This window comes from Meridianimaribacter flavus (assembly GCF_004366715.1).
GTDB classification, from domain to species: Bacteria; Bacteroidota; Bacteroidia; order Flavobacteriales; family Flavobacteriaceae; genus Gaetbulibacter_B; species Gaetbulibacter_B jejuensis.
The window spans coordinates 179,534-200,496 of the sequence record NZ_SOQZ01000006.1; the positions used below are offsets into that span (position 1 = coordinate 179,534).

Sequence of the window (20,963 nt, forward strand, 5' to 3'; positions counted from 1 at the left end):
TTATGTCAGAACAACAACCATACGTAAAACAAACCATAGAAAACCAAGTAGGATACATTGAATTCTTTCATCCTGCGCATAACTCGTTACCAGGAAATATTCTAGCTGAATTAGCACAAACTATTACCGATGCTGGCAATAATAACGATATCAAAGTCATCGTTCTTAAAAGTGGAGGAGATAGAACATTTTGTGCAGGAGCAAGTTTTAATGAACTCATAAATATCAATGACGAAGCCACAGGAAAAGTCTTCTTTTCAGGATTTGCCAACGTGATTAATGCCATGCGTAAATGTCCAAAATTTATCATTGGTCGCGTGCAAGGAAAAACCGTTGGTGGTGGAGTAGGAGTGGCATCGGCAACTGATTATTGTATGGCAACCAAGTTTGCAGCTATTAAATTAAGTGAACTAAATGTTGGTATCGGTCCGTTTGTAGTTGGTCCAGCAGTAGAGCGCAAGTTAGGTTTAAGCGGAATGTCACAAATAGCCATTGATGCCAATACATTTTATCCAGCAGAATGGGCAAAACAAAAAGGCTTATTTACACAAGTGTTTGAAACTACAGACGAATTAGACGAAGCCGTTAAAACCTTTGCTGAAAATCTTTGCAATTACAATCCAGAAGCAATGAAAGAAATGAAGAAAACCTTTTGGCAAGGTACCGAAGATTGGGATACGCTTCTAGCTGAAAGAGCAGCCATTAGTGGTCGTCTAGTATTAAGTGATTTTACAAAAGAAACATTAAAACGATTTAAATAGTGATTTACGCATTCCAAGGATACACACCAGTCGTACACGAAAGTAGTTTCGTGCATCCGTTGGCAGCAGTCACAGGTAATGTCATCATTGGCAAAAACTGTTACATCGGTCCAGGTGCTGCCATTCGAGGAGATTGGGGACAAATCATTTTAGAGGATGGCGTTAATGTGCAAGAAAACTGTACAGTGCATATGTTTCCGGGTAAATCTATTACCCTAAAAGAAAGTGCGCACGTTGGTCACGGAGCTATCATTCACGGAGCCAATTTGGGTCGTAACTGTCTTATTGGTATGAATACCGTAATTATGGATGATGCCGAAATTGGAGATGAAAGTATCGTTGGAGCCATGGCATTTGTTAAGGCCGAAACTAAAATTCCACCACGTAGTTTGGTGGTTGGTAATCCAGCAAAAGTCATCAAGCAGGTAAGCGACGAGATGATTGCTTGGAAAACTAAAGGAACGCAGTTATATCAACAGTTACCGCAAGATTGTCACAACAGTTTAAAAGCCGTTGAGCCATTACGCGAAGTTCCAGAAAATATGAAAATCCAAGAAGGTGCTTATGACACCTTAAGGGATTTTATGAAAAAGTAAAATAATTTGGGCGTTACCACAGGGGTCGCGCTTTACACTATATCTTTTTTGCTTTTAATAGCAAAAAAGGATGCCGTTTCAATCGCTAACGCGTAAGAAATAAAAACTAACAAACGCTAGTTAATGCGTTTAGTCATTCCGCACTTGATGTGGAATCTAAATTGAAGATAAAGACTATGTCTAAATTTGAACTAAAAATGCCCAAAATGGGCGAAAGCATCACAGAAGGAACCATCATTAATTGGTTAATCAATGAAGGCGATTCTTTTGATGAAGGCGATATCATATTAGAAGTAGCCACAGATAAGGTGGATAACGAAGTGCCTGCACCAGCAGCAGGAACGTTGCTAGAAACCAAATACCAAGCAAAAGATGTGGTAAAAGTTGGTGAGATTATCGCTGTTTTAGAAGTTTCTGAAGAAGTAAAATCAACAAAGAAAAATGATGTCATTCAGAACGATAGCGAAGCATCTAAAAAAGATAAAAAGCAACAAAAAAAGAAGCGTTCTATCACATCGAGCACAGTTGAGGTATCCACTTCAAATTCATTTTCAGTAAATAATACAAATACATTCTTCTCACCACTAATTATTTCCATAGCCAAAGAGCATCACATTAGTTTTGAAGAATTAGCAAGAATCCCAGCAACCGGAAACGAAGGACGATTAAGAAAAAGCGATGTATTCAATTATATCGAAGATGGCAGACCTTATAAGTTTGCACAATCAGTGGTTCAAGATCCAACAGCTTATCGCATTCCTCAATTAACGTTTGATAAAGGCAAAGGAAAGATTGTAGAAATGGATCGTATGCGTCAAATGATTGCCGATCATATGGTGTATTCCAAACACACGTCACCGCACGTAACAGCTTATGTTGAAGCCGACTTAACCAATATGGTAAATTGGCGAAATGAAAATAAAGTTGCTTTTCAGGAAAAATATGGCGAAAAACTAACCTTTACACCATTGTTTGTAGAAGCAGTAGCTAAAGCGGTCAAGGATTTTCCAAATATCAATGCGTCTGTTGATGGCAGTAATATCATCGTAAAAGAAGATATTAATATTGGTATGGCAACAGCATTACCAAGTGGAAACTTAATTGTGCCAGTAGTTAGAAATGCCGATATCAAAGACTTAAAAACGTTAGCCGAAAACGTAAACGAGCTCGCTGGAAAAGCAAGAGAAAACAAGTTGAGTGGCGACGATATTAAAGGTAGTACGTTCACTATTTCTAACGTTGGGACGTTTGGAAGCGTTATGGGAACACCAATAATCAATCAACCAGAAGTTGCCATTTTAGCATTAGGAATTATTAAAAAGCGCGCCGAAGTCATCGAAACTGAAAAAGGCGATGAAATCGCTATCAGAAGTATGATGTACTTATCGCTGTCTTTCGACCATCGTGTTGTGGATGGTTTCCTGGGTGGAAGCTTTGTGCGAAGAGTTGCTGATTATTTAGAGCAATTTGACACGAATAGAACAATTTAAAAAAGACGTCACTTCGAGTGATTTGTGAGGAACGAGCAAATTGTATCGAGAAGCAGTTAAATCATTATCGATACAAAATTGCTAAAGTCAATTTCACTCGAACTGACGAAAAAACATAAATATGAATATTTCAATCAAAAAAATAGAAAAATCAAAAGTCGATACTATCGACTTCAACAACATACCATTAGGAACCTCTTTCACAGATCATATGTTTATCTGCGATTATAAAGATGGCGAATGGCAAAACCCAAGAATTGAACCTTTAGCTTTAATTCCAACGCATCCAGCAGCAATGGCGTTGCATTACGGACAAGCCATTTTTGAAGGCATGAAAGCTAATGTAGATGAAGACGGAACACCAATGCTATTCCGTGCCGATAAAAATGCAGCGCGTTTAAACTTTAGTGCTGACCGAATGGGAATGCCAAATGTTCCAGAAGAATTATTCGTAGAAGGTTTAAAACAGCTCGTGGCTATGGACAAAGCGTGGATTCCACCACAAGATGGTAGTGCATTGTACTTACGTCCATTTATGTATGCCGATGAAGCCTTTATCGGTATGCGTGCAGCCACAAGTTACAAGTTTATCATTATGGCATCGCCAGCAGGACCATTTTTCAGCAAGCGTATAAAATTGTGGGCCGAAAAGAAATTCGTTCGTGCCGTAGATGGTGGTACAGGCGAAGCAAAAGCAGCTGGAAATTATGCAGCAGCAATTCGTCCAACGGAATTGGCAAAAGCAAAAGGCTACGACCAAGTATTGTGGTTAGATGCTGTTGAGCACGAGTACATTCAAGAGGTGGGAACAATGAATATTTTCTTTAAAATCGATGGAAAATTCATCACACCACGTCGCGATGGCGCCATTCTCGATGGCATTACCAGAATGAGCGTTATCGATATTCTAAAAGATAAAGGTTTTGAAGTTATTGAGCGTCCAATCACGCTTACCGAAATCCGAGAAGCATCAGAAAAAGGCCTTTTAGAGGAAGCTTTCGGAACAGGAACAGCCGTTGGTATTGCTTACATTCAGAGTATTGGCACAGAAAATGGCGACATTCACGTCTCTGACGAAAGTCCGGTAGGATTAGAGGTTAACGACATGCTAAATGCCATAAAAACAGGAAAAATTGAAGATAAATTCAACTGGATGATAAAGGTTGAAAAGGAATTAGTGTAAAGATTACGTTACTTCGAGTGATTTGTGAGGAACGAGCAAATTGTATCGAGAAGTAAGTATAAAGTTCTCGATACAAAATTGCTTAAGGCAATTCCACTCGAACTGACGAATAGATATAATGATGAATAAAGACATATTAAAAAAAGGGTTTACCAATTTAGTAACCGCCAAAACAATGGCAGAATTGTATGAAGCCAACTTCAAAGTAGTTTCAAAATACGTGCACGCCACATCACGTGGTCACGAAGCCATTCAGACGGCTTTAGGAATGCAATTGTTACCTCAAGATTATGCATTTCCGTATTACAGAGACGATGCAATGTTGTTAGCTTTTGGTATGACACCTTACGATTTAATGCTTCAGGTATTAGCTAAAAAAGATGATCCATTTTCTGGTGGAAGAACCTATTATTCGCATCCAAGTTTAAAAGATGCTGATAAGCCTAAAATTCCACATCAATCATCAGCAACAGGTATGCAAGCGATTCCTGCAACTGGTGTTGCAATGGGAATGCAATATTTGGAAAAGCAAGGACTTCAAAATTCAAATGTTGTTCAGAATGATAGCAAAGAATCGCAATTAAATCCAATTACGGTTTGTAGTTTAGGCGACGCATCAGTAACCGAAGGTGAAATTGCAGAAGCCTTTCAAATGGCTGCTTTAAAGCAAATGCCAATTCTATATTTGGTGCAAGACAATGGTTGGGATATTTCAGCCAATGAAGCCGAAACCAGAGCGCAAAATGCTGCAGAATATGCAAAAGGTTTCCACGGATTAGAGGCTATTTCTATAGATGGTGCTAACTTTATTGAAAGCTACGAAGCATTGGAAAAAGTTATAAAAACCATACGAGAAGAGCGTCGACCATTTTTGGTGCACGCTAAAGTACCGTTATTAAATCATCATACGTCTGGTGTTCGTATGGAATGGTATCGTGATGACTTGGAGGAAGCAAAATCTCGTGATCCATATCCTGTTTTAAAACAGCAAATGTTAGATAATGGTTTCAACCAAAAGGATATTGATACCATTGAAGCGGAAATAAAAACGTTGGTTGAAAATGATTTTCAAAACGCCTTAAAAGCAGAAGATCCAACACCAGAAGATTTATTTACGCACGATTTTGCGCCAACACCAATTACCGAGGAAAAAGGCGAGCGTTCGCCAGAAGGTGCAGAAAAAGTAGTGATGGTAGATTGTGCCTTATTCGCTGTAGAAGAATTGATGCGAAAGCATCCTGAATGCCTGCTTTATGGACAAGATGTTGGTGGACGACTTGGTGGTGTATTTAGAGAAGCGGCTACATTAGCACAGAAATTTGGTGACGACCGTGTTTTTAATACACCAATTCAAGAAGCTTTTATCGTGGGTTCTACGGTTGGTATGAGTGCGGTTGGTTTAAGGCCCATTGTTGAGGTTCAGTTTGCTGATTATATTTGGCCAGGACTCAATCAATTATTTACCGAAGTGAGTCGTAGCTGTTATTTAAGTAACGGTAAATGGCCTGTGAGTATGATTTTGCGTGTGCCAATAGGTGCTTATGGTAGTGGTGGACCTTACCATTCATCTTCTGTGGAAAGTGTGGTCACAAACATTAGAGGTGTAAAAATTGCATACCCAAGTAATGGTGCTGATTTAAAAGGTTTAATGAAAGCCGCATATCACGATCCAAATCCTGTGGTTATTTTTGAGCATAAAGGTTTGTACTGGTCTAAAGTGCCAGGAACACAAGGTGCAACCTCTGTAGAACCTGCTGAAGACTATGTGTTACCTTTTGGAAAAGCTTGGGTGTTACAAGAAATTTGGAAGCAAGACGATGTAGAAACCTGCACGATTGTAACCTACGGAATGGGTGTGCATTGGGCAATGAATGCTTCAGAAGAATTGGGTTTAAAAGACCAAGTAGAAGTTATCGATTTAAGAACATTATATCCTCTAGATGAAGAAACGATAATGAAATCGGTTAAGAAAACAGGTAAGTGTTTAGTGGTGACTGAAGAGCCAAGTAATAACAGTTTTGCAAGAGCATTATCTGGGAAAATTCAAGAAGAATGCTTCAAATATTTAGATGCACCAGTAATGACTATTGGTAGTGAAAATATGCCTGCAATTCCACTGAATTCAACATTAGAGCAAACAATGATTCCTTCAACTGAAAAGGTGAAAGCTAAGATTGAGGTTTTACTGAATTATTAAAATAAAAAAGCGACTCAATAGAGTCGCTTTTCTTTTATAAATCGTATTCCGAAAGTGGTTTTGTAAATTCTTCAGGATTAGCAGCCAAATAATAACGAGGATCGTTAATGTCTTCGACAATAACCTCTTTAAACTTAGGGCTTGCTTTATACATTAAAGCTTTACAGTCTTCACTAAGATGTTTCAATTTTAAGCTCTTACCAGCAGCTTCATATTTATTCACTAAATTGAAGATAGCTTCCAAAGCAGAATGATCACTTACACGAGATTCAACAAAATCTATTTCAACGTTTTCAGGGTCATTTTTTACATCAAACTTAGAATTAAAACTCTGAATAGACCCAAAGAATAACGGTCCCCAAATTTCGTAAGTTTTAGTGCCATCTGGTTGCATACGCTTACGCGCTCTAATCATCGTTGCATTTTTCCAAGCAAATACCAATGCAGAAATTATTACACCAGCGATAACGGCTACTGCTAAATCTTTCCAAACGGTAATTGCAGAAACAGCAATAAGTACAATGGCATCAGCAATAGGTATTTTACGAATGATTCTAAAACTAGACCAAGCGAATGTTCCGATAACCACCATAAACATTACACCAACAAGTGCAGCAATAGGAATTTGTTCAATTAATGGTGCGGCAAATAGAATAAACCCTAATAATGCTACTGCGGCAAATGCGCCAGATAAACGACCACGACCACCAGAATCGACGTTGATAATCGATTGACCAATCATCGCGCAACCACCCATTCCACCGAAAAGACCATTTAGCATATTAGCACTTCCTTGAGCAATACATTCGCGATTTCCGTTACCTCTAGTTTCAGTGATTTCATCAACAAGGTTTAAGGTCATTAGAGATTCGATTAAACCTACAGCAGCCAATATAAAAGCAGTTGAAATAATCATATCCCAATGTCCAGCGAGTGTTCCGAATAATCCGAAAATTTGATCTTGAAATGTTGGTAATCCACCTTCTAAACCTTTTCCGCCGCCTTCTGCAATAAAAGAACCAACAGTGCTCATTTCAATTCCACCAAAAATCGTAATACAAGCTACAACAAGGATTGCCACTAAAGCTGCAGGAATTTTTTTGGTGAGTTTAGGTAGTCCGTACATAATTCCCATTGTCAATCCAATGAAGCCCATCATTTTCCAAAAAGCAGCATTTGAGAATAATGCAGAAAACCACTCAGAAGTATTGCTAAAAAATGAAATATCTTGTGGAACAGCATTAGGGAATAATTTTAATTGTGATAGGAAAATGACGATGGCCAAACCATTTACAAAGCCCATCATTACAGGATGCGGAATAAGCCTAACGAACTTTCCGAGTTTAAAAACACCTGCCAAAATTTGAATGCCACCAACAAATAGTAAGGTAATAAAAAGCCATTGAAGCCCAAGGTTTTCAATAGGTGTATCTAAATTAATACCAACTTCATTTCCTTTTTGAATAAGGTGCACCATAACTACAGCCATTGCGCCAGTAGCACCAGAAATCATTCCTGGTCGACCACCAAACAAAGCGGTAACGATTCCCATCATAAAAGCACCATATAATCCAACTAAAGGGTCTACGCCAGCAACAAAGGCAAAAGCAACAGCTTCAGGCACTAATGCTAATGCAACTGTAAGGCCTGATAAAATATCGTCTTTAGGGTTTTGGGTGAAATTCTTTCTTGTAGTTTGACCTAAAATCATAATTTACTTTTTGAAGCCGCAAATATAAGTTTTTATAGGTTAAGCCTAAAATGGGTATTATTGAAGAATTAATAAAAAAGCATCAAACGTTAGTTTGATGCTTTATAAAATTATATAAAAAGATTTTACTGATTTAGCTCAGGAGGATATTTTTCCATGATTTTAGCAACAAACTCATTGATTCGTTCTTCTTTTTTATCAATATTTTTAGTCAAATACCCAGTTCCCATACCTTGCCAAACTAATTCTTTTTTGTTGGCATCAATTAAATCGATATAGAGCGTTCCTTCTGTTGAAGTTGAAACAGAAGTGTTGTTGTAAGGTCCCCAATACCACGGATTCCAGCCCCAGCCATATCCATAAGGTCCCCAACCATTGTTGTAAACATTTACTTTTTCTCTTGATTTGGTAAAGATGCTTACTAGGATATCAGGGTTTTCAGATTTTGTGTATCCTTTGGCCAAAAGTTCACTTTCAATAGCTCGTAGAATACGTTTTTTGTCAATGTCATTAATCTCTGCTTTATCAATACCTGTTTTAAAAAAGGCAAACGTTTTATAGTTGTCAAAACTTGCTCTTTTATCATAGTCGGATGCAACTCTCACTGAGCTACATGATGTGAAGATTGTAGTAATAACTACAAAGCTTAATAGTTTTAATGTGTTTTTCATATTCTTTTTTATTTGAGTTTATAACGAGTCCATTAGTTTGTCGTCAACTATATTAGGAACCGTAACTTTTAAATTAGGCTCTTGTTCCATAGCGCGTTTTATAGCAAAAACAGCACCTTCGTTTCTTGCCCAACTTCTTCTAGAAATACCATTGTTTACATCCCAGAAAAGCATTGATTTTAAGCGTGTTTCTGCTTCATTAGTACCATCAAGAACCATACCAAATCCACCATTGATAACTTCTCCCCATCCAACGCCACCACCATTGTGGATACTTACCCAAGTCGCGCCTCTAAAACTATCACCTATAACATTATGTATAGCCATATCTGAAGTGAAACGAGAACCATCGTAAATATTGCTGGTTTCACGATAAGGTGAATCTGTACCTGATACATCATGGTGATCACGACCTAGAACAACGTAGCCTATTTCACCTTTTGCAATGGCATCGTTGAATGCTTTAGCGATTTTCATTCGACCTTCGGCATCTGCATAAAGAATTCTGGCTTGTGAGCCTACAACTAATTTGTTTTCTTGAGCACCTTTAATCCACTGAATATTATCAGCCATTTGCTGTTGGATTTCTTCAGGTGAGTTTTTCATGATTTCCTCAAGGACTTCGCAAGCAATAGCGTCTGTTTTTGCAAGGTCTTCAGGTTTTCCAGAGGTACATACCCAACGGAAAGGACCAAATCCATAATCAAAACACATTGGTCCCATAATATCTTGCACGTAGCTTGGATACTTAAATTCACGACCAATAGTTGGGTTTTCAGATATAACATCTGCACCAGCACGAGAAGCTTCGAGCAAGAAAGCGTTTCCGTAATCAAAGAAATAAGTGCCTTTCTTTGTGTGTTTATTAATAGCAGTTGCATGACGACGTAAACTTTCCTGAACTTTAGTCTTGAACAGGTTTGGATTATTTGCCATCATCTCGTTAGCATCTTCAAAAGATACTCCAACAGGATAATAACCACCAGCCCAAGGATTATGCAATGAAGTTTGGTCACTTCCTAAATCAATATGAATATTAGATTTATCAAATTTTTCCCATACTTCAACAACATTTCCTAGATATGCTATTGATATTGTTTCTTTGTTTGTTTGCGCTTTTTGTACTCGTGTTACTAATTCATCTAAATCTGAAATTTTTTCATCAATCCAACCTTGATCTAATCGGATTTGAGTGATTTTAGGATTCACTTCTGCACAAATCGTAATACAGCCAGCAATGTTGCCTGCTTTTGGTTGCGCACCAGACATTCCGCCTAAACCAGAGGTGACAAAAATATGTCCTTTAGGAGATTTGTTTATTTTTCTAAATCCGTTTAAAACGGTAATTGTTGTGCCGTGAACAATGCCTTGAGGTCCAATATACATGTAGCTTCCGGCTGTCATTTGTCCGTATTGTGTAACGCCAAGAGCGTTGAATTTTTCCCAATCATCTGGTTTGGAATAATTAGGAATCATCATGCCATTGGTGACAACTACACGAGGCGCGTTTTTATGTGATGGAAATAAACCCATAGGATGACCAGAATACATAACAAGCGTTTGCTCATCTGTCATGGTTGCTAAATATTGCATGGTTAATAAATACTGCGCCCAGTTAGAAAACACAGCGCCATTGCCGCCATACGTAATTAATTCATGTGGATGTTGTGCAACAGCATAATCCAAATTGTTTTGAATCATTAGCATAATCGCGGCAGCTTGCTTTGATTTTGCAGGATATTCATCAATTGGGCGTGCATACATTTTATAATCTGGACGAAAACGATACATGTAAATGCGTCCATAAGTCTCTAATTCTTCTTTGAATTCAGGAAGAAGTGTTGCGTGGTGTTGCGGTTCAAAGTAGCGCAACGCATTTTGAAGCGCTAATTTTTTTTCTTCATCAGAAAGAATCTCCTTACGTTTAGGTACGTGATTAATAGAAGCTTCATAAGGTTTAGGATTAGGTAATGTGTTTGGTATTCCTTGCAGTATTTGTTCTTTAAAAGATATGTTAGTTGTTGTTGACATTAGTTTCTTTTTAATTGCTTTTTATTGAATCCGTATGGGCAGTGTCTGCATCCGCTTTCGCAGCAATAGCCGCGTTTTAGGTGGTATTGCTCTGTGAAACAGCGATAGCCTTCAGGAGTTAAGTAATAATCTCCTTCTTCAATAGGAATGATTTTTTTCATAATCTAACAAAGATAATGTAATTTGGATTGATTTTTGAAGTTTCAAGACTATGATATTGGTTTCGAAATATATAGTGCCTAAAGGTTATGTTGGGGTTACAATTTTCCCTTTTGTATTCTTAAAGTATAAAGCTTTGAAAGAAGATGTTGTGCTTTTAAATCATGAAAAAATTCATTTAAAGCAGCAGTTGGAGCTGTTGATTATTCCTTTTTTTGTGATTTATAGTTTTGAGTTTCTTATAAGACTTTTGCAGTATAAAAGATGGAGTTTAGCTTACAGAAATATTTCTTTTGAGCGAGAAGCTTACTTTCAGGAAGCTCAGCTTGATTATTTAAAGTATCGTAGGTTGTATAGTTTTTTAAAGTATTTATAATTTTATTCAAGTTAGATGCAAAAAAAAAGACCTAACGTAATTGGATAGGTCTTTTCTAGAGAAGTGCTATATATTAATTTTTTACTGTTTTAAAATGATTCTTTGGATTTTTTGTTTTTTAGATTCAGTAAGAGTAGCTTTTACAATATATGTGGCATCCGAAAGATTACTGTCATGTATGATAAATTCTAATTGGTTAATATTCTTTTGCTCAAATAAATTTCTGCCTAATAGGTCGTAGATAATTACAGAATCTATAGTGTTTGTTTCGGATTTTACTTTAATATAATCACCGTTAGGAGCAGAGATACTTAATTGATCTCTAATGTCATCTTTGTCGATGTCAAGTGTTTCATTGGTGTATCTTAAGATAAAACGGTCGTCAAATGTTGTTGGTTGACTAACACTAAAGATATAAGGCGAAATTTTTAAATCATGTATTGTATTGGTGTAAGTGTCTTCTAGATATATGTTTTGGTCTTCATTAGTGAATAAGCCATCTACATTGCTAATAGTTATAGTGTGAATCCCTGGTTCAGTTAAAACTGTACCTAGATGTACTTGGTCATTTTGGTCGAAAGGTAAAGCTCTTCCTTGTATGATCATTCCTTTGTCATCAATTTTAGAGTACAAGTTTAATGCATTGGACTCTTTATTGTATGCGTCATAAAGGCGGTCTTTTTGATTTGTAGCTCCTTCAATGTAACCTACTAATATGCTAGAGGATAATTGACTAGGAGATACCAAGTTTAACCAAATACGATGCTTTTCTAGGCTTGATTCAGTATTGTAATTTACATTGTTGCTTGATTGTGTTCGATAAAACTGACTATTATCATAGCTTGCTGACAGTTGTCTCATGCTATTGTTGAATGTAACGCTACCAGTTTCACTATCATTAAGTGCTAAAACAAAGAATCCTTGACCAGAGGCTATTTGTCCACTAAATGATTCGTCTTGATAGGTATTGGTTCCAGAGAAATTATATGTTACATAGTCAGAGATATTATAGTTTAATACATAGTCTTCATAAAATGAATCGGTATAAGTTCCTAGAATGCTGCCATGAGTCCATATATGAACTGCTCCTTCAATAATGGTATTATTAGGATGGGTTAAAAATGCTTGAGCATCAAGGGCTGAAGGGTAAGGGTTTCCTAGTAAATTCCAATTGTCATCAAATGGAGTTACGGTTAATAAATCATTGCCATACGGATTGTATGTGAAATTACTATTTGTGTTTGTGTTGGTTCCGCTATTAATGGTTTTGGTAATGATGCCATTATTAGCTACACCATTGAATGTTGCAGTAAAAGTTGTAGGAGTGTTGGTAAAAGCATCTGGACCTCTTACAATATATCCTTTCCCGTTTTGCATTAAGGATCCTGCTGAATTTGACCAGTTTCCAAAACAAATAGGAATAACAGGAGGAGGTGTAAAACCATTAGGTATAGTTGTAATCCATTCGTAAATATAATTTGTTGAAGTGCCTGGGGAAACATTATTTACATTAAAATTATTGACTGGAGATGACCAATATACGTAATCAGTGCTTCTTATATTAGCATCCCTGTTCATTGTGATGTTGCCTGTATTTGGAACAGTTGGTACATCATTAACTTGAATTAAACTGCCGCTACTATTGATTTGAATTGTTCCTACCCCTTGTATGTCTACAAAGTCAACAATTGTAACAGAGGCGTCAGATTGTACTGTTAAAGTTGCTCCATCGTGTACTGTAAGATTTAATCCATCTCCATCGTCATTGGTGTAAAGTACTGGGTCATTTCCTGTGACAGGAATTACTACACAGTCTGCTGAAGTAGGAATAGTGTCATCAGACCAATTGAGTGGTTCCATCCAATCGTTAGTAGCTTCAGAGCCATCCCATATTTTTACACCATTAACAGTAACGATGAAATTATCTGTTTCAACAATTGTAGAGCTGTTGCAAAGATTATAGGTTACTTCGGCTATGTAAGTTGTTGTAGATGTAGGTGAAACGGTAATGACACCATCATCATCTGGGTCAATAATTTCATTAGCAGATGAAATTGAATTAGCATACCATTTTAAATCAGTGATAGAGCTTCCAGATGGAACAAAACGCCATGCCTCGTTAGTTGCAGTCCAATCTCCATCGGAAACATCTCTAGCTACTGTGGCTTGTGTCCCGTCAGCATTTTGCAAGCCTATTTGAGCATTTCCGAAGTTCCAAATGTCAGCATATCCACTATCATAAGCGTCTATGTTTTTTTCTTCAACATATACTTCAATTACGTTTGTGTCTTCGTATAGGACTATCATACCTGTATATAAAGTGCTTGTGTCGTTATACATTGGTACATCTTTCCATGAAGCCACAAGAGCTCTGCAGCCAGTGTTAAGAGTTATAAGTTCCCAACCTACTTCGCCTCCAGCTGTTGGATCAATGTCGTGATGTACACCATAAATTGAGGGGCCAAAGAAATAGTCAAATTGTAAACCGAAGAAGTGCTCTGTAGAGTTGACCAAGCTAGGTAAATTGTTGTTTATTTCCCAGCCTATGTAGTTATTAGCAAGCGAAGTGTCAAAAGAAATGACACCATTTGAGCTAATGGTGCAAGTGTTATATGATGCGCCATAAAAACAAAAGTTAAAAGGAAGGTTTACCACAGGGGAAAATATATCATCATCATTAACGCTTACAGGGTTAGCTAAGCAATCAAATTGATAAGGTGGGTTGTAAGCTATACTTTCAACGTTATAGCTTGTGGTTTCTCCTAGTTCTAGATAGTTAGCTTCTAAGTCTACGGAGGAAGGTGAAGTACAATTAATAGTTATAGTGTCATTTCCTCCACTATCCATAACATCAACACTTGGGCAAGCTAAAGCTGTGGTGCCTGCGCCATTACCAGGAAGGCAAGGGTGAGTGATACATATATCAAAAGTACCTTGATTGCCATTTCCGCCATAACTATAAACTCTAATATAATAGGTGTTACCAATGGTTAAACCTGTTGCATTTATAGTTTCTGCAGAGGTAATTGTATTGTCGGCACAGTTAATTGAAGATCCGTTGCAGCTGCCACTTCTTAAGTCGACGACTATATCATCGATGGTTCCGGGATTTACAGTGATATTGTGGCTTGTTGAAGTAGCAATAAAAGAAAACCAAACATCATCGTCGGCATTTCCAGTAAAGCCGCAGTTTACTGCGGTTGTGCTTTGGGATGCTCCAATGGTTGAACCATTAGTTGGGGTGCAACTTGTGTTAGATGTTAATGTTATTGCTCCGTTACAATTGTCATTGGATAAAACGGGGGATATTATAAATGAAGTAATATTCATGTTGTTGTTATAGGCATTACCTATTCTTACAAAATAAGTGTTGCCAAGAACTAGACCAGTAAGGTTTAAAGTTTCGGTTTGACTTCCACCTCCTCCAACACCTGTAGGGAAATTATTTGAGCACCCAATGTTAGTCAACGCTCCACAGGTTCCAGAATAAGCGTGTAAAAGTGGTCCTCTGTTGGAGGTTACAGAAATATTTACTTCAATAGAAGATGCTACAAAACTAACCCATCCATCCCGTAACATGGTTTGTCCATTGCATGCTGACTCTGTTGGGTCTGTTACTGTGCTATCAGTTATATTTCCTGTATAGTTTACTCCAACAGTTGCGTTAAAAGCAGTGCCGCATGTAGCGCCTTGTGAATATGCTTTAAAATTTATAAACAGAATGAAAAAAAGTGAAAAACAAAGTAATTTTCTTATCATAAACCTAAACATTAAATTAGCCATAACATTACTTGTTGTAAATGTTAGATTAGCTATTTAAATGATAGATTTGGAGTGAGTTATAATGTTAAATTTATGAAAAATAATTATAGTTTTAACGTTTGTTTTTGAAATTTTATTGAAAAACTGTTTGAATGCAAAAAAAACCTATTAAAAATACTTTAAATATTGATAATCGTTTGCTTGTGAGAGCTGAGTATCTCAATCATAAATTTGTGTCTGGAAATAAACTAAGAAAGCTAAAATACAATCTAGAGTTTGCAAAACACCAAAATATTGATACGCTACTGACTTTTGGTGGTGCTTTTTCAAATCATATTTCAGCAACTGCAGCAGCTGGTAAAGAATTTGGGTTTAAAACCATAGGGATTATAAGAGGAGAGGAGCTTAAAACTAGTTTTAAGACTAACCCTACTTTGTCTTTTGCTTACGCTTGTGGCATGCAGTTTAAGTTTGTTACAAGACAGCAGTATAGAGAGAAGACTAATGAGGATTTTATAAAAAACTTAAAAGAAGAGTTTGGGGAATTTTACCTTCTTCCTGAAGGAGGTACTAATGAACTTGCTGTAAAAGGTTGTGAAGAAATTTTGACTGAAGCCGACAGCGTTTTTGATTACATCTGCTGTCCTGTTGGAACAGGAGGTACTATTTCTGGGGTTATTAATTCTAGCAATTCACATCAAAAGATTCTAGGATTTCCTGCGTTAAAAGGTGATTTTTTACAAGAAGAAATTGCTAAATTTGCAACACAAAATAATTGGGAGTTAATAACCGATTACCATTTTGGAGGTTACGCAAAGACTAATGATGATTTAATAGAATTCATCAATAACTTTAAGAGTAAACATAATGTGCCTTTAGATCCTATTTATACAGGTAAAATGGTGTTTGGTATTTACGATTTAATTGAAAAAGGCTATTTCCTGAAAGGTTCCAAAATATTAGCAATTCATACTGGAGGTTTACAAGGAATTGAAGGAATGAACCAAAAGTTAAAGCAACAAAATAGGCCTTTAATCGTTTAAGAATTTATGAGAAAACTACTTGCTGTACTATTATTATGTTCCATTGCTTTAAGCTGTGGTTCAAAAAAGAAAATTGTTACAAAAAAGAAACGAAATACTACAAGAACAGAACAAGTTTCAAGGCCAACAGAAAAAGAACCTACTGTAGTTAATCCGTCTGAAAAGGAAGACACTTCTCCAAAAACTTATGCTAGTCCTACTGATGCATATATTGCAACTTATAGTGGAATAGCAATGGAGGAGATGCGAAAATATAAAATACCAGCAAGTATTACTTTAGCTCAGGGAATACTGGAGTCAGCATCAGGAAAAGGACGTTTGGCAGTTGAAGCAAATAATCATTTTGGGATTAAATGTCACGGATGGACAGGTGCTAAAATTTACCATGATGACGATGCTGCCCAGGAATGTTTTAGAAAATACAATCATGCAAATTCTTCGTTTGAAGATCATTCTACGTTTTTAACATCAAGAAGTCGTTATTCAAAATTGTTTCAGTTAAAGATTGATGATTACAAAGGTTGGGCTAAAGGGTTAAGAGCTGCTGGATATGCAACCGATAGAAAATATCCCGAAAAACTGATAAGTTTAATTGAACGCTATCAGCTTTATCGTTATGACGAAGAAGTGCTTGGTAGGCCTTCAAACAAATATGATGACGTTGTTGAGGAAAAACATGTTACGCATCAAGTTGTAAAAGGAGATACGCTCTATTCACTTTCTAGAAAATACGATACAACTGTTGAAACTCTTAAGCGGTTGAATAATATGAGTAATAATGACCTTGCGATAGGTCAGGTGCTTATTATAAAATCTGAATAATTTATGTTATATAAAAGAAGTAGTGCTTTATTTAAAGAGGCGCAAGACGTAATTCCTGGAGGAGTAAACTCACCTGTTAGAGCATTTAAAGCTGTTGGAGGGACTCCAATTTTTGCAAAATCAGCAAAAGGCGCTTATGTTTTTGATGAAGATGATAATCAATATATAGATTACATTAATTCTTGGGGACCGATGATTTTAGGTCATGCACATAAACCAGTTGTAGATGCTGTGGTTGAAAAAGCGAAACTAGGAACGTCGTTTGGTATGCCTACTGAGATTGAAACTAAAATTGCTGAATTGGCAATTAGTATGGTCCCAAATATTGATAAAATTAGATTTGTAAACTCAGGTACCGAAGCTTGTATGAGTGCGGTAAGACTTGCAAGAGGGTTTACAGGCAAAGAGAAAATAATAAAGTTTGCAGGATGCTATCATGGACATAGCGATGCGTTTTTAATACAGGCAGGAAGTGGAGCAGTAACTTTTGGTAGTCCTAATAGTCCTGGAGTAACTGAAGGTACAGCAAAAGATACCTTGTTGGCTAGGTATAATGATATTGATAATGTTGAAGCGCTTATAAAAGCAAATGCAGATGAAATAGCGTGTATTATATTAGAGCCTGTTGCAGGGAATATGGGTTGTATTCCACCAAAAGATAACTTCTTACAGAAACTAAGAACATTATGTGATGCTCATAATATTCTATTGATTTTTGATGAGGTTATGACAGGTTTTAGACTTGCTAAAGGTGGCGCTCAAGAGTTGTTTAATGTGGATGCAGATATTGTTTGCTTTGGAAAAGTTATTGGAGGCGGATTACCAGTAGGCGCTTTTGCTGCGCGTAATGAAATTATGAATCACCTTGCACCTTTAGGAGCTGTTTATCAAGCAGGAACATTGAGTGGAAATCCATTAGCTATGGCTGCTGGTTTAGCAATGTTAACCGAAATTAATTTAGATGATGAGCTGTTTACACGTTTAGCTGAAAAAACAGAATACCTTCACAAAGGTATGACAAAAATACTCCAAGAGCATAATATAGATCATGTAATCAATAGAGTGGGTTCAATGATTTCGGTTCATTTTTGTAAAGATGAGGTTTATGATTTTGAAACTTCGGCTAAAGGAAATAATGCTAGTTTTAAAGCCTTTTTTCATGGTATGTTAAACGAAGGTGTTTATATTGCCCCAAGTGCTTTTGAAACTTGGTTTTTATGCGATGCTTTATCTTATGAAGATTTAGATAAAACTATAGAGGCTGTTAGTAGAGTAGCTAAAACATTATAAAATAAAAAAAGCGGTTTTTAAACCGCTTTTTTTTATTCTTCGTCTTCTACGTTGTAGAGTTCTTTGTATCTCGTGTATTGTTCTTCGTTTAGTATTTTTTTCATTTTTTGAGCCAATACTAAGTCAATCTTTTGCTTAAGCTCTTTATTGTTTTCCATGTCAGAGCTTATTCTTTGATATACTTTTTCGTACTCTTGAAATGCTTGATACACTTCTTCTTGTTGAATGTTATCAAATTTGAGGGTTTTTTTCAGTTCCTTTGCTTTTTCAGAAGCTGCTTGATTTATTTGAAGTTTGTTTTGTGCACTTAGTTGAGGTGCTCCAAGTAACATTGCAAAAGCAAATAAGCAAAGCGTAATTATTTTTTTCATTATAGATAAGATTAAAGTATTTAAAAAAATAGATTGACTAAATTAATGATTTTTGTGATATAATCACAAACAAAAAGCACCGAGTTTTATCTCGATGCTTCAATTAACAAAAAAACTATACTCAACCAATCAAAAATGTTAATCTCTATTGTGTTCTTTTTTCATCATTTTACGCTTTCCTCTTTTGTCTTTATGCTTAGCTTTTGACTCCTCCCATTTCTCAAACTGTTCAGCGTTTAAAATGTTTTTTACTTTTTGTTTTACTTCTATTTGATGATCTAATCTGTCGTTCATTCGTTTTACCATTTCATCTTTAGAAGGCTTTTCGGCATCATCACTATCTTTTAGTTTTTGACGTTCTTCCATTTGTGCTTTTCTAAGTTGTGCTTCTTCTAGATGAATAGCCTGCATTTGCTCTTGCTGTTTTTCGGTTAAATCCAACTCAAGTGTCATGCGTTTAGTTTGTAATGTTGCAAACTCTTCAGGAGTCAAATCCTTCATCATTTCCATTCGTTCTTTTCTTTCTCCTTTTTTAAAATCTTTTTTTCTTTCCTGTGCATTGGCTTGAAAAGCGACTAGTGCCAACGCAATGATTATTGCTTTTTTCATCGTGTCTATTTTTAAAGTTATTTGTTCTTTTGACTTCTGTTGTTTTAAAAGGTTTAATATTGAGATGAAATTTAACTACTAATTAACAGTTTGAGCCTTAGTGATTAAGTTGAGTGTTGTGGTGTATAGTGGTTGGTGTTCCATCTTACTTTTTAACCAAGAATAGAAGCTCATAACAAAAATGTCTTCCTGTTTTGCGTCTAGCCAAACAAATGAGTTTTCTACTTTGTTTTTAAACGTTGTTGTGGTGACTTGCTCTGGGTTTTTATAGTAATACTCCACAAGATTTAGGTATGTAATTACATGTTCTTGGTTGATGTTTTTTAGGTAACTACGATACGTTCTTTTAAAACTTAATAAGCGCGATTCTACTAGGTTAATATTTTTGAGTTCAATATGTAAAATAATTTCAATTAAATTCTTTTTAATAACCCATTCCTTTCCTGCTTTTTGCATATACCAATTGTCAGTATGGTAGAATTTTGAAAAGATATTTAAAGCACTTTTGAATTCATTTTTTTGAATGTAAAACATCACTAAACTTAAATAGATGTCTAATAACGATTCTATATCAGGATGTTTTGGTACTCTAAAACCTTCTAGTAATGCTATGGCTTTGTCTTGTTGGTTAGTGTAATTATAGTTTAAAGCAGTAAGCAAATTGTATTTCAGTTTAAAATTATTGTAGTGTTTCTTTTTATACTGTAACATTTGTTCATGCATCAGGTTTAAATACTCTAATGAGCTATTAAATTTTTTGTTTCTGAACAGTGTGTTGGCTATTAAATAGAGCACTTCAATGTGATAAAACGGTTGCTTGTTTTTGGTTTTGTGCGATTTAATGCTTTGGTAAGTATTGATGATAAACGGTTCAATTTTTAGATAGTCGTTAGTAACAAAAGCTGAAATGCTTACAATGGTCATGAGCTGATATAACGATTTAAACGACATAGATTCTGAAACGCTTATGTTGTGTTCGTTTAGTGTTGAATTTAATAAGGTTTGAAAATCGACAATCTCACCTTTGTAGGTCATGTTGTGTAATGTTTGTCTAATTTTTGCATACACAATATTGAGTTCTTCTTCTAAAAAGTGATTTTTTTGGTTGATTTTAAACTTGGTTATGAGTGTATTGATATCAACTGTAGGATTGGTGTAGGCATACTGTATTTTGGTATGGTAAATTTCATTAAGAATAGGGAATAGGTAGTGCTCTTGTGCTAATAATTCGGCTTTGTCTAATAGTTTGTAAGCAACTTTAGGGTTGTTGTGTAGTAGGAATGTTCTAGAAGCTAAAATGTATTTTATAATTTGCATATCTACAGAATTTTCTTCTTCTAGATTTGCATTCGCAATAAAATCGATTAAAGATTGAAACAAACGCTTGCGCAACGCATGATAGGCATCTGCTTTGTTGCTCTTATAAAGTTTTATGCAGATATCTTTAGATGTTAAACCATCCTTGGTTAATAGCTTAAATAACTGAATGTTTTTAGTGTCGTTGCGTTTGTTCTTTTTTTCTAAATACAAAACAAAACGTTGTTGGTCTTCGCTTGAAAATGTAGAAATAATAGATTTTAAGTCAGTCATTTAATCGTCAGTAAATAATTATTTGTAATACTAAATATAATAATTTTTAACTGTAAATTATAAAATATATCGTCAGTAATATTTTAAAAACGTGTTTTGATATTTTGTGAAGTGTCGCAGATTTGCTGTGTAATCAACAAAACAAAATATTATGAAGTCATTCTTAAAAGTAAGCGTATTTGTAATTGTATTCGGTACAATTACAATCTTTTCAAAATCTATTTCAAAAGAAGTTGTAACCCAATACAATAACTGTGTCACCTTTATGGCAAATAATACTGTTGCAAGTATTAACCAATAA

At 35.8% G+C, this 20,963-nt stretch carries 18 protein-coding genes; 10 read left to right on the forward strand and 8 right to left on the reverse strand.

What is annotated here, in order from left to right:
* The first annotated feature begins 2 nt into the window (after positions 1-2).
* The 5 genes from A8975_RS12750 (at position 3) to A8975_RS12770 (ending at position 6,227) form a co-directional block, all read left to right on the forward strand.
* A complete protein-coding gene (locus A8975_RS12750) occupies positions 3-761 on the forward strand; it encodes an enoyl-CoA hydratase/isomerase family protein (protein ID WP_134200965.1) in 759 nt (252 codons plus the stop codon).
* Positions 761-1,357 carry a transferase hexapeptide repeat family protein gene (locus tag A8975_RS12755; RefSeq protein ID WP_134200967.1) on the forward strand — a complete coding sequence of 199 codons (597 nt, stop codon included), beginning with the start codon at positions 761-763 and terminating at the stop codon, positions 1,355-1,357. The genes A8975_RS12750 and A8975_RS12755 overlap by 1 nt, the downstream gene beginning before the upstream one ends.
* 206 nt (positions 1,358-1,563) lie before the next feature.
* Positions 1,564-2,847 carry a dihydrolipoamide acetyltransferase family protein gene (locus A8975_RS12760; RefSeq protein WP_243832986.1) on the forward strand — a complete coding sequence of 428 codons (1,284 nt, stop codon included), beginning with the start codon at positions 1,564-1,566 and terminating at the stop codon, positions 2,845-2,847.
* Between the two features lie 115 nt (positions 2,848-2,962).
* Positions 2,963-4,030: a branched-chain amino acid aminotransferase gene (locus tag A8975_RS12765; RefSeq protein WP_370450278.1), complete on the forward strand. Its 1,068-nt coding sequence runs from the start codon at positions 2,963-2,965 to the stop codon at positions 4,028-4,030.
* Between the two features lie 121 nt (positions 4,031-4,151).
* Complete coding sequence (locus tag A8975_RS12770; RefSeq protein WP_187347869.1) at positions 4,152-6,227, forward strand: thiamine pyrophosphate-dependent enzyme; 2,076 nt, start codon at positions 4,152-4,154, stop codon at positions 6,225-6,227.
* A 34-nt stretch (positions 6,228-6,261) separates the two neighbouring features.
* Here A8975_RS12770 and A8975_RS12775 read toward each other — a convergent pair whose 3' ends face one another.
* From A8975_RS12775 to A8975_RS14580, 4 genes are all read right to left on the reverse strand, one after another.
* A complete protein-coding gene (locus A8975_RS12775; RefSeq protein ID WP_134200972.1) occupies positions 6,262-7,938 on the reverse strand; it encodes a SulP family inorganic anion transporter in 1,677 nt (558 codons plus the stop codon).
* Positions 7,939-8,063: 125 nt separating this feature from the next.
* The gene (locus tag A8975_RS12780; protein ID WP_131508967.1) at positions 8,064-8,609 is read right to left on the reverse strand and encodes a DUF4136 domain-containing protein; all 546 of its coding nucleotides are present in this window, start codon (positions 8,607-8,609) and stop codon (positions 8,064-8,066) included.
* A gap of 18 nt (positions 8,610-8,627) precedes the next feature.
* Positions 8,628-10,622: a urocanate hydratase gene (locus tag A8975_RS12785; RefSeq protein WP_134201013.1), complete on the reverse strand. Its 1,995-nt coding sequence runs from the start codon at positions 10,620-10,622 to the stop codon at positions 8,628-8,630.
* Between the two features lie 17 nt (positions 10,623-10,639).
* Positions 10,640-10,801, reverse strand: coding sequence for a DUF5522 domain-containing protein (locus tag A8975_RS14580; protein ID WP_161566758.1), 162 nt, complete (start codon positions 10,799-10,801; stop codon positions 10,640-10,642).
* Positions 10,802-10,851: 50 nt separating this feature from the next.
* Here A8975_RS14580 and A8975_RS12790 point away from each other — a divergent pair, with 50 nt between their 5' ends.
* A complete protein-coding gene (locus A8975_RS12790) occupies positions 10,852-11,175 on the forward strand; it encodes a hypothetical protein (RefSeq protein ID WP_134200974.1) in 324 nt (107 codons plus the stop codon).
* A gap of 81 nt (positions 11,176-11,256) precedes the next feature.
* Here the strand turns inward: A8975_RS12790 and A8975_RS12795 are convergent, their stop codons facing one another.
* Positions 11,257-14,934 (reverse strand): T9SS sorting signal type C domain-containing protein, encoded by a 3,678-nt coding sequence (locus A8975_RS12795; RefSeq protein WP_134200976.1) that lies wholly within the window; start codon positions 14,932-14,934, stop codon positions 11,257-11,259.
* Positions 14,935-15,089: 155 nt separating this feature from the next.
* On the opposite strand from A8975_RS12795, the gene A8975_RS12800 reads away from it, so the two are divergent.
* From A8975_RS12800 to hemL, 3 genes are read left to right on the forward strand one after another with little or no spacing between them, the layout of a single operon-like run.
* Positions 15,090-15,980 carry a 1-aminocyclopropane-1-carboxylate deaminase/D-cysteine desulfhydrase gene (locus A8975_RS12800; protein ID WP_134200978.1) on the forward strand — a complete coding sequence of 297 codons (891 nt, stop codon included), beginning with the start codon at positions 15,090-15,092 and terminating at the stop codon, positions 15,978-15,980.
* A gap of 6 nt (positions 15,981-15,986) precedes the next feature.
* Positions 15,987-16,802 (forward strand): glucosaminidase domain-containing protein, encoded by an 816-nt coding sequence (locus A8975_RS12805; protein ID WP_134200980.1) that lies wholly within the window; start codon positions 15,987-15,989, stop codon positions 16,800-16,802.
* A 3-nt stretch (positions 16,803-16,805) separates the two neighbouring features.
* Positions 16,806-18,092: a glutamate-1-semialdehyde 2,1-aminomutase gene (gene hemL / locus A8975_RS12810; RefSeq protein ID WP_134200982.1), complete on the forward strand. Its 1,287-nt coding sequence runs from the start codon at positions 16,806-16,808 to the stop codon at positions 18,090-18,092.
* 32 nt (positions 18,093-18,124) lie between these two features.
* Here the strand turns inward: hemL and A8975_RS12815 are convergent, their stop codons facing one another.
* The 3 genes from A8975_RS12815 to A8975_RS12825 all read right to left on the reverse strand — a co-directional run bounded on the left by A8975_RS12815 (position 18,125) and on the right by A8975_RS12825 (position 20,662).
* Positions 18,125-18,463: a hypothetical protein gene (locus tag A8975_RS12815; RefSeq protein WP_131508973.1), complete on the reverse strand. Its 339-nt coding sequence runs from the start codon at positions 18,461-18,463 to the stop codon at positions 18,125-18,127.
* 138 nt (positions 18,464-18,601) lie between these two features.
* Positions 18,602-19,072, reverse strand: coding sequence for a hypothetical protein (locus A8975_RS12820; protein WP_131508974.1), 471 nt, complete (start codon positions 19,070-19,072; stop codon positions 18,602-18,604).
* Between the two features lie 78 nt (positions 19,073-19,150).
* Positions 19,151-20,662, reverse strand: a complete 1,512-nt coding sequence (locus tag A8975_RS12825) for a hypothetical protein (RefSeq protein WP_134200984.1) — start codon at positions 20,660-20,662, stop codon at positions 19,151-19,153.
* Between the two features lie 151 nt (positions 20,663-20,813).
* Between A8975_RS12825 and A8975_RS14585 the strand changes: the two genes are divergently transcribed.
* Entirely contained in the window at positions 20,814-20,963 is a 150-nt protein-coding gene (locus tag A8975_RS14585; RefSeq protein ID WP_161566759.1) for a hypothetical protein, read from the forward strand.

Coding starts and splice junctions, on each gene's coding strand:
- A8975_RS12750 (WP_134200965.1), top strand. CDS start 3: ATGTCAGAACAACAACCATACGTAAAACAAACCATAGAAAACCAAGTA.
- A8975_RS12760 (WP_243832986.1), top strand. CDS start 1,564: ATGGGCGAAAGCATCACAGAAGGAACCATCATTAATTGGTTAATCAAT.
- A8975_RS12770 (WP_187347869.1), top strand. CDS start 4,152: ATGAATAAAGACATATTAAAAAAAGGGTTTACCAATTTAGTAACCGCC.
- A8975_RS12775 (WP_134200972.1), bottom strand. CDS start 7,938: ATGATTTTAGGTCAAACTACAAGAAAGAATTTCACCCAAAACCCTAAA.
- A8975_RS12780 (WP_131508967.1), bottom strand. CDS start 8,609: ATGAAAAACACATTAAAACTATTAAGCTTTGTAGTTATTACTACAATC.
- A8975_RS14580 (WP_161566758.1), bottom strand. CDS start 10,801: ATGAAAAAAATCATTCCTATTGAAGAAGGAGATTATTACTTAACTCCT.
- A8975_RS12790 (WP_134200974.1), top strand. CDS start 10,852: ATGATATTGGTTTCGAAATATATAGTGCCTAAAGGTTATGTTGGGGTT.
- A8975_RS12795 (WP_134200976.1), bottom strand. CDS start 14,934: ATGATAAGAAAATTACTTTGTTTTTCACTTTTTTTCATTCTGTTTATA.
- A8975_RS12800 (WP_134200978.1), top strand. CDS start 15,090: ATGCAAAAAAAACCTATTAAAAATACTTTAAATATTGATAATCGTTTG.
- A8975_RS12805 (WP_134200980.1), top strand. CDS start 15,987: ATGAGAAAACTACTTGCTGTACTATTATTATGTTCCATTGCTTTAAGC.
- hemL (WP_134200982.1), top strand. CDS start 16,806: ATGTTATATAAAAGAAGTAGTGCTTTATTTAAAGAGGCGCAAGACGTA.
- A8975_RS12815 (WP_131508973.1), bottom strand. CDS start 18,463: ATGAAAAAAATAATTACGCTTTGCTTATTTGCTTTTGCAATGTTACTT.
- A8975_RS12820 (WP_131508974.1), bottom strand. CDS start 19,072: ATGAAAAAAGCAATAATCATTGCGTTGGCACTAGTCGCTTTTCAAGCC.
- A8975_RS12825 (WP_134200984.1), bottom strand. CDS start 20,662: ATGACTGACTTAAAATCTATTATTTCTACATTTTCAAGCGAAGACCAA.
- A8975_RS14585 (WP_161566759.1), top strand. CDS start 20,814: ATGAAGTCATTCTTAAAAGTAAGCGTATTTGTAATTGTATTCGGTACA.